At 39.9% G+C, this 7,512-nt stretch carries 7 protein-coding genes; all 7 read right to left on the bottom strand.

Annotated elements, in window-relative coordinates; all coding sequences use genetic code 11:
- Positions 1 to 83: 83 nt before the first annotated feature.
- On the bottom strand, positions 84 to 545 hold the full coding sequence (locus ACFIKE_RS02885; protein WP_273788342.1) for a type II toxin-antitoxin system RatA family toxin: 462 nt from the start codon (positions 543 to 545) through the stop codon (positions 84 to 86).
- 2 nt (positions 546 to 547) lie between these two features.
- Complete coding sequence (lipA, locus tag ACFIKE_RS02880) at positions 548 to 1,510, bottom strand: lipoyl synthase (protein WP_273723360.1); 963 nt, start codon at positions 1,508 to 1,510, stop codon at positions 548 to 550.
- Between the two features lie 67 nt (positions 1,511 to 1,577).
- Entirely contained in the window at positions 1,578 to 3,038 is a 1,461-nt protein-coding gene (lpdA, locus tag ACFIKE_RS02875) for a dihydrolipoyl dehydrogenase (RefSeq protein WP_375625945.1), read from the bottom strand.
- 221 nt (positions 3,039 to 3,259) lie between these two features.
- Positions 3,260 to 4,603 (bottom strand): pyruvate dehydrogenase complex dihydrolipoamide acetyltransferase, encoded by a 1,344-nt coding sequence (locus ACFIKE_RS02870; protein WP_375648357.1) that lies wholly within the window; start codon positions 4,601 to 4,603, stop codon positions 3,260 to 3,262.
- A gap of 14 nt (positions 4,604 to 4,617) precedes the next feature.
- Positions 4,618 to 5,985 (bottom strand): pyruvate dehydrogenase complex E1 component subunit beta, encoded by a 1,368-nt coding sequence (locus ACFIKE_RS02865; RefSeq protein WP_375648356.1) that lies wholly within the window; start codon positions 5,983 to 5,985, stop codon positions 4,618 to 4,620.
- A gap of 16 nt (positions 5,986 to 6,001) precedes the next feature.
- On the bottom strand, positions 6,002 to 7,042 hold the full coding sequence (pdhA, locus tag ACFIKE_RS02860; protein ID WP_375648355.1) for a pyruvate dehydrogenase (acetyl-transferring) E1 component subunit alpha: 1,041 nt from the start codon (positions 7,040 to 7,042) through the stop codon (positions 6,002 to 6,004).
- 135 nt (positions 7,043 to 7,177) lie between these two features.
- Positions 7,178 to 7,489, bottom strand: a complete 312-nt coding sequence (locus ACFIKE_RS02855) for a septum formation initiator family protein (RefSeq protein WP_375648354.1) — start codon at positions 7,487 to 7,489, stop codon at positions 7,178 to 7,180.
- Between the last annotated feature and the right edge of the window lie 23 nt (positions 7,490 to 7,512).

Genomic DNA, 7,512 nt, shown 5'->3' with positions numbered 1-7,512 from the left:
AAAACAAATAGTAAAGATGGAAACCAGTTTTCACCTTCACGCCGTTATAAGCAATACGTATTGTTAAAAAATAACAGAATAGACTATGTTATCGTAGAGCCATAAATCTGATGCGCACGCTTCTCAAAAGCGTCGGTGAATTTACGAAACGCAATATCAAACATTGAGCCCATCACTAATCCAAGCGTTTTACTTTTAAATTCATAATCAATAAAAAACTCTACATTACATGCATTGGTATTTTCAATATCATGAAAGGACCAACGATTTTCAAGATATTTGAATGGACCATCAATATATTTAACTTCTATAAGATTTTTTTCCGGCTGAAGAAATACTTGAGTCGTAAAAGTTTCACGGATAATCTTATAGCCAACGGTCATATCCGCAAGAAGCAACATTTTTTTCCCATACTCTTTTCGAGAACGTACTATTAAAGACTCACACATTGGTAAAAATTCAGGATAACGCTCAATATCTGAAACCAGCTCAAACATTTCACTGGCACTATGGGTGATCTGCCGATGTATTGTAAAAATCGGCATAATTATCTCTGTAAGGAAAATTTTTCATCACGCGCTTTTTGCAAAATAGCAAAATCATCTCCAGCATGATGAGATGAACGTGTCAGAGGATTGGAGGCCATATGTAAAAATCCTTTTACTTTACCAATCTTGGCAAAAGACTCAAATTCTTCAGGAGGCACAAAACGAACAACTGGATGATGTTTTCGTGTAGGCTGCAAATATTGTCCAATCGTCATAAAGTCAACATCAGCAGAGCGCAAATCATCCATCAATTGCAAAATTTCATTTCGCTCCTCCCCAAGACCAACCATAATTCCCGATTTTGTAAAAATTGTTGGATCAAGTTCTTTAACGCGTTGTAATAAACGAATTGAATGAAAATAACGTGCCCCTGGACGAACCTTCAAATATTTAGAAGGAACTGTTTCTAAGTTATGATTAAAAACATCAGGCTTAGCAGCAACAACAACTTCTAAAGCGCCATCCTTATGACGAAAATCAGGTGTCAGAACTTCAATTGTTGTTTTAGGAGTTTTTTGACGAATCGCATAAATAACTTTTGCAAAATGCTCAGCACCACCATCAGCAAGATCATCACGATCAACAGATGTAATGACAACATGTTTTAATTCCATCCGTGCAACAGCATCGGCTACACGTTCTGGCTCATTATCATCAACGGCAAGTGGAATACCTGTTGCAACGTTACAAAAAGCACAAGCACGCGTACATATTTCACCTAAAATCATAAAGCTAGCATGCCGCTGGCTCCAACATTCGCCAATATTAGGGCAACCAGCTTCTTCACATACAGTCACTAACTTATGCGTACGTACAATACCATGTGTTTCCTTATAAATTGGCGATGTTGGCGCTTTTACACGAATCCAATCTGGCTTTTTTTGAACGCTTGTATCAGGACGATGTGCCTTTTCAGGATGACGCAAACGTCTATTTGTAACTCTATCAACAACCGTAACCATTTAAGCCTTTGCCTTATAAATACGAAGTAACAATCAAAAATATAAAATCTTTCATACAATCCAGTCATCAAGCGTTTAAAACTTGACCATAAGCATCCAATACACTTTCTTTCATCATTTCCGATAAAGTCGGATGTGGAAAGACAGTATGCATTAATTCTTCTTCTGTTGTTTCAAGATTCATAGCAATAACAAAACCCTGTATCAATTCTGTTACCTCAGCCCCTACCATATGGGCCCCAAGAAGCTGTCCTGTTTTTTTATCAAAAATTGTTTTTACTAACCCCTGATCTTCACCCAAAGCAATCGCCTTGCCATTCGCAGCAAAAGAATAACGACCAATACGTATATCATAACCTGCTTCTTTTGCTGTAGCTTCTGAAAGCCCTACAGAGGCAACCTGTGGTGTACAATATGTACACCCTGGAATTTTTCTTTTATCAAGCGGATGAGCATTCTTTAAACCTGCAAGATGCTCAATACATATCACACCTTCTTCTTCTGCTTTATGTGCCAACATAGGAGGACCTGCTACATCACCAATAGCATAAATGCCTTCCACCCCCGTCCAACTCCATTCATCGGTTACAATGCACCCGCGATCGGTTTTTATTCCCAAAGCTTCTAAACCAAGATTCTCAATATTACCTTGCACCCCAACAGCCGAAATCAACCGGTCAACAGTCATTGACTCTATTTTACCTTGAACATCAATATGTACAGTCACAGAATCAGAAGATTTTTCAACCTTTGTTACTTTTGCTTGACGAAGAATGCGTAAACCTTTTTTCTCTAACTGTTTACAAGCAAACGTTGAAATTTCAATATCTTCAGCAGGCATGATGTGGGGCATCATTTCAACAACAGTTACTGTCGCCCCCATATCACAATAAAAAGAGGCAAATTCAATGCCAATAGCCCCAGACCCTATAACCAAAAGCGATTTTGGCATTGCTGGCGGTATCATAGCTTCAAAATAAGTCCAAATGAGTTTTCCATCTGGCTCAATACCAGGAAGGACACGAGGACGTGCACCCGTTGCAATAATGATATGCTTTGCTTGATATGTTCCCTCCCCTAACGTCCCTTTAGGGACTGGATTTTGCGGTTGCATAATCGGTTTGGAGGATGAAGAAACCATAATTTCCGCAGGATGGCTTCTCTTCGCTTCTTTAGTAAGCTTTGCTTCACCCCAGATAATATCAATTTTGTTTTTTTTCATTAAAAAATCAACACCAGCATTTAAACGTGCTGAAACACCGCGTGAACGTGCCACAACATCTTTGATGTTTGCCTCAATTGAACCATTAATTTTTAGTCCATAATTTTTTGCATGTTCAGCAAAATGTTTCATTTCCGCTGAACGTAGAAGGGCCTTTGTTGGAATACACCCCCAATTTAAACAGATCCCTCCCAAATGTTCACGTTCAACAATCGCAGTCTTAAAACCACATTGTGCTGCACGAATTGCGGTTACATATCCGCCTGGACCTGATCCAATCACAATTACATCATAAAGATTTGCCACAGTAATTCCTCCATGGATATATATAAAACGGATATGCATTTTTTGAACTTAAAACTGCAAAACAACATCACAGAATTATCTTATGTCTTTTTCTTTAAGCTTCACGTAAATGCTTTACCCAAACTAGAAATAGCAATAACATTGCTCTTCAAACTCTTTAAAATTGTTTTTATTCTCTTAACACACTCTCTCACAATTTACGTGAAGAACTGTTAAACAGTTCAAACCAACATTGCTAATGGATTTTCAATCATCTTCTTAAAAGCCCGCGCGAGCTCTGCGGCTAAAGCACCATCGACAGCACGATGATCCGCAGAAATTGTAACTGACATAACTGTCGCAACAACTAATGCACCATTTTTAACAACGGCGCGTTCTTCCCCTGCACCAATCGCAAAAATCGTCGCATGCGGTGGATTAAGGATAGCCAAAAAACTTTTTATACCATACATCCCCATATTTGATACAGCTGTTGTTCCACCCTGATATTCTTCCATTTTTAACTTGCCCTCACGCGCACGCTTTGCAAAATCCTTCATCTCTTTGGAAATAAGTGATAACGGCTTTTCCTCTGCATGGCGAATAATCGGCGTAATTAATCCATTGGGAATAGAAACAGCAACCCCAACATCACAATGTTTATGATGAAGCATTCCGCCTTCAAGCCAAGAGACATTCGCATCAGGAACAGCTTTCAAAGAAAGTGCGACAGCTTTGATCACCATATCATTAACAGAAAGCTTATAAGTAGGCTGAGTTTCTTCCTGCCCCTTAATCATTGGTGCAGCAGCATTCAGTTGTGTACGCAGTGCTAACAGCGCATCAAGTTCACAATCTACCGTTACATAGAAATGTGGAACTCTCTGTTTTGATTCCATCAAACGTGTTGCGATTGTTTTACGCATATTATTATGGGGTGCGAAGGTATATTCATCCTCTTTAAAGAGTTTCAGTATCTGTTTGTCAGAAGCACCTGTAGCTACTAGCTCCCCTATTTGTGATGAATAAGACACTTTAGAAATATCACTACTCACAGCTTTTTCTACATCGCGCTTGATAATACGCCCATGCGGACCACTTCCAGAAATAAGGGATAAATCAAGGCCTTCCTGAGATGCTAATCGCCGCGCTAAGGGAGAGGCAAAAAGACGCGCTACCTTTTTATCTTGCTGTATTAATTGCTGAGCTGATGATTCATGAGACATTTTTGTACCCTTTGAGTCCGTCTGTTTCAGAGAATCTGTCTGTTTTACGCGCTCTGGTTCTTGTTTTGTAGAAGAAGAGATTTCTTCTGAAACTTTTGCCGCTTCAGCTAAATCTTCACCTTCTTCTGCTAAAACAACAATTAAAGCATTTACTTTAACGCCTTGTGTTCCAGCAGGAACAACAATTTTGGCAACCCTACCTTCATCAACGGCTTCGACTTCCATTGTCGCTTTATCCGTCTCAATCTCAGCAATAACATCACCGGAGGAAACCTTATCTCCCTCCTTAATATTCCATTTTGTTAAATTTCCCTCTTCCATCGTAGGGGAAAGTGCTGGCATTGTAATTTTAATGGGCATTATGCTTTCCTCCGTTATGCTCTGTATGTCACAGCCTTAACGGCCTCAATAATCTCAGCAGTATTAGGCAAAGCCAACTTCTCAAGATTAGCAGCATAAGGCATCGGAACATCTTTACCAGAAATCGTAGCAATTGGCGCATCAAGATAATCAAAAGCCTGCTGCATAACACGCGTTGCTATTTCAGTTCCCACGGATGACTGAGGAAATCCCTCTTCAATTGTTACCAAACGACCTGTTTTTTTAACTGAAGAAAGAATTGTTGGAAGATCCATCGGGCGAATGGTTCGTAAATCAATCAATTCAACATCAATACCAAGTTGTTCAATTTCCGGCAACGCTTGAACGGCATAATGCATTCCAATTCCACACGCGACAATCGTCACATCTTGTCCAGACTTATGGATGCGCGCCTTACCAATAGGCAAAACAAAATCATCCAGTTGAGGAACTTCAAATTGATGCCCATACAAAATTTCATTTTCAAGAAAAATAACAGGATTATCATCACGAATAGCAGCTTTCAGCAAACCTTTTGCATCTGCAGCACTATAAGGCATGACAACTTTCAAACCTGGCACATGACTATACCATGCAGCATAGCATTGAGAATGTTGAGCACCAACACGGGCAGCCGCACCATTGGGACCTCGGAAGACCATAGGAGCGGTCATTTGTCCACCAGACATATAACGTGTTTTTGCTGCTGAGTTAATAATTTGGTCCATCGCCTGCATCGCAAAATTAAATGTCATAAACTCGACAATAGGACGTAACCCTCCAAAAGCAGCCCCGACAGCCAGCCCAGCAAAGCCGTGCTCTGTAATTGGGGTATCAATAACTCGGCGTTCTCCGAATTCTTCCAATAAACCCTGACTAACCTTATAGGCACCTTGATATTGCGCGACCTCTTCCCCCATGAGAAAAACTTTTTCATCACGCCGCATTTCTTCAGCCAAAGCCTGATTAAGCGCTTCACGAACTGTCATTGTAACCATTTGTGTTCCCGCTGGAATATCAAAATTAGGAGATGTATCAAAAGTAGGAGCAGACTGCGGAACTGACGATGCCAGAGAAAGAGGAGATTCCTTAGTTTTTTTTGCTGTATCAGTAGGTTGCGAAATATCCTCAGCACGCTCACCTTCTTCTAACAAAATCGCAATAACAGTATTAACCTTTACGCCTTCAGAACCTTCAGGCACAAAAATTTTACCAAGAGTACCTTCATCAACGGCCTCTACTTCCATTGTAGCCTTATCCGTTTCAATTTCAGCAATAACATCGCCAGAGCTAACCTTATCACCTTCTCTCTTGAGCCATTTAGACAATTTACCTTCTTCCATAGTTGGTGAAAGCGCCGGCATCAAAATATCAATAGACATACTTGCTTCCCTCGCATCAAACTAAAATATCAGTATAGAGCTCAGAAGCATCTGGCTCTTGATCACTTTGTGCAAAATCTGCCGCATCAGCAACAATTGCACGAACCTCTTTCTCAATAGATTTTAAATCGTCTTCGCTCGCCCAATTTTTTTTAAGAATCCGACTTTTTACTTGATCAATCGGATCGTGCTCCTCTTTTATTTTTTGGACTTCTTCCTTTGAACGATATTTTGCTGGATCTGACATGGAATGACCACGATAGCGATAGGTCTGCATATCAAGAATGATCGGTCCTTTACCTGAACGTGCCCAAGAAATTGCTTCATCAGCAGCTCCTTTTACTGATCGAACATCCATACCGTCAACAACAATACCTGGAATTTCAAAAGAAAGACCACGTCGGGAAAAATCAGTTTCTGCAGATGCACGTGAAACTGACGTTCCCATAGCATACTGATTATTTTCAATAATATAAACAACGGGAAGCTTCCAAAGTGAAGCCATATTAAAACTTTCGTAAACCTGCCCCTGATTTGCGGCACCATCACCAAAATAAACCAATGTCACATTATCTTTACCAAGGTACTGATTCGAAAATGCCAAACCTGAACCAATTGGAACCTGCGCACCAACAATACCGTGTCCTCCATAAAAGTTCTTTTCTTTAGAGAACATATGCATCGAGCCACCTTTCCCTTTGGAAAAGCCACCTTGACGTCCCGTTAATTCTGCCATGACACCACGCGGACTCATCCCAACGGCTAACATATGACCATGATCACGGTAAGACGTAATAACCTGATCACCTTCTTTTGCCGCTTTCAATGTTCCTATAACAACGGCTTCCTGACCAATATAAAGGTGACAAAATCCCCCAATAAGCCCCATACCATAAAGTTGTCCTGCTTTTTCTTCAAAACGGCGAATTAAAAGCATTTCACGATAAGCATCAATTTCTTCTTCTTTTGTAAAGTCTGCTATTGGTGCTTTCTTTGTGGTGCTTGATAATGCAGTGCGCGCCACCGACGCAGAATTTTTTTTAAGTCGTTCTGCCATATTAAACTCCCTTTTATGATTATTTAGGAATAACCTTTACAAACAAAAGTTACAAGCCTTATCAATCGGCTTAAACAATATCATTGCTGATTATCGTTTAAAGTAAGCGATTTTTCATTTACCTTTGGTATCATTTCAAGGTATTAAGATTGTCAGTTCATTTGGCTTAGAAAAGTTCAAATTCTTTCGGACATACTCATCCAACATATCTTTTTCTATATGCCCATTGCGTAAAAGAGAAATACGCTTTTCCATGAACATCCGCTCAGCTTCTATTTTATGAAGCTCCTTTTCTAATTCGCTAATATGCTGATTAACTTCACTGCGTGAATACAATCCATACTCACCATGATAAATGTGATAACTGAAATAGCTTAAGACTCCCACCGTCATAAGAGGTAGTACAAAGCGTACTTTGATTGATCGACGTTTCTGCTTTGTCCACATAAAATAGCACAGTCTTTACAGCA

Source organism: Bartonella sp. MU70NMGDW, assembly GCF_042194085.1.
Classification (GTDB): domain Bacteria; phylum Pseudomonadota; class Alphaproteobacteria; order Rhizobiales; family Rhizobiaceae; genus Bartonella; species Bartonella grahamii.
This window is presented reverse-complemented; position numbering and strand designations above follow the sequence as displayed.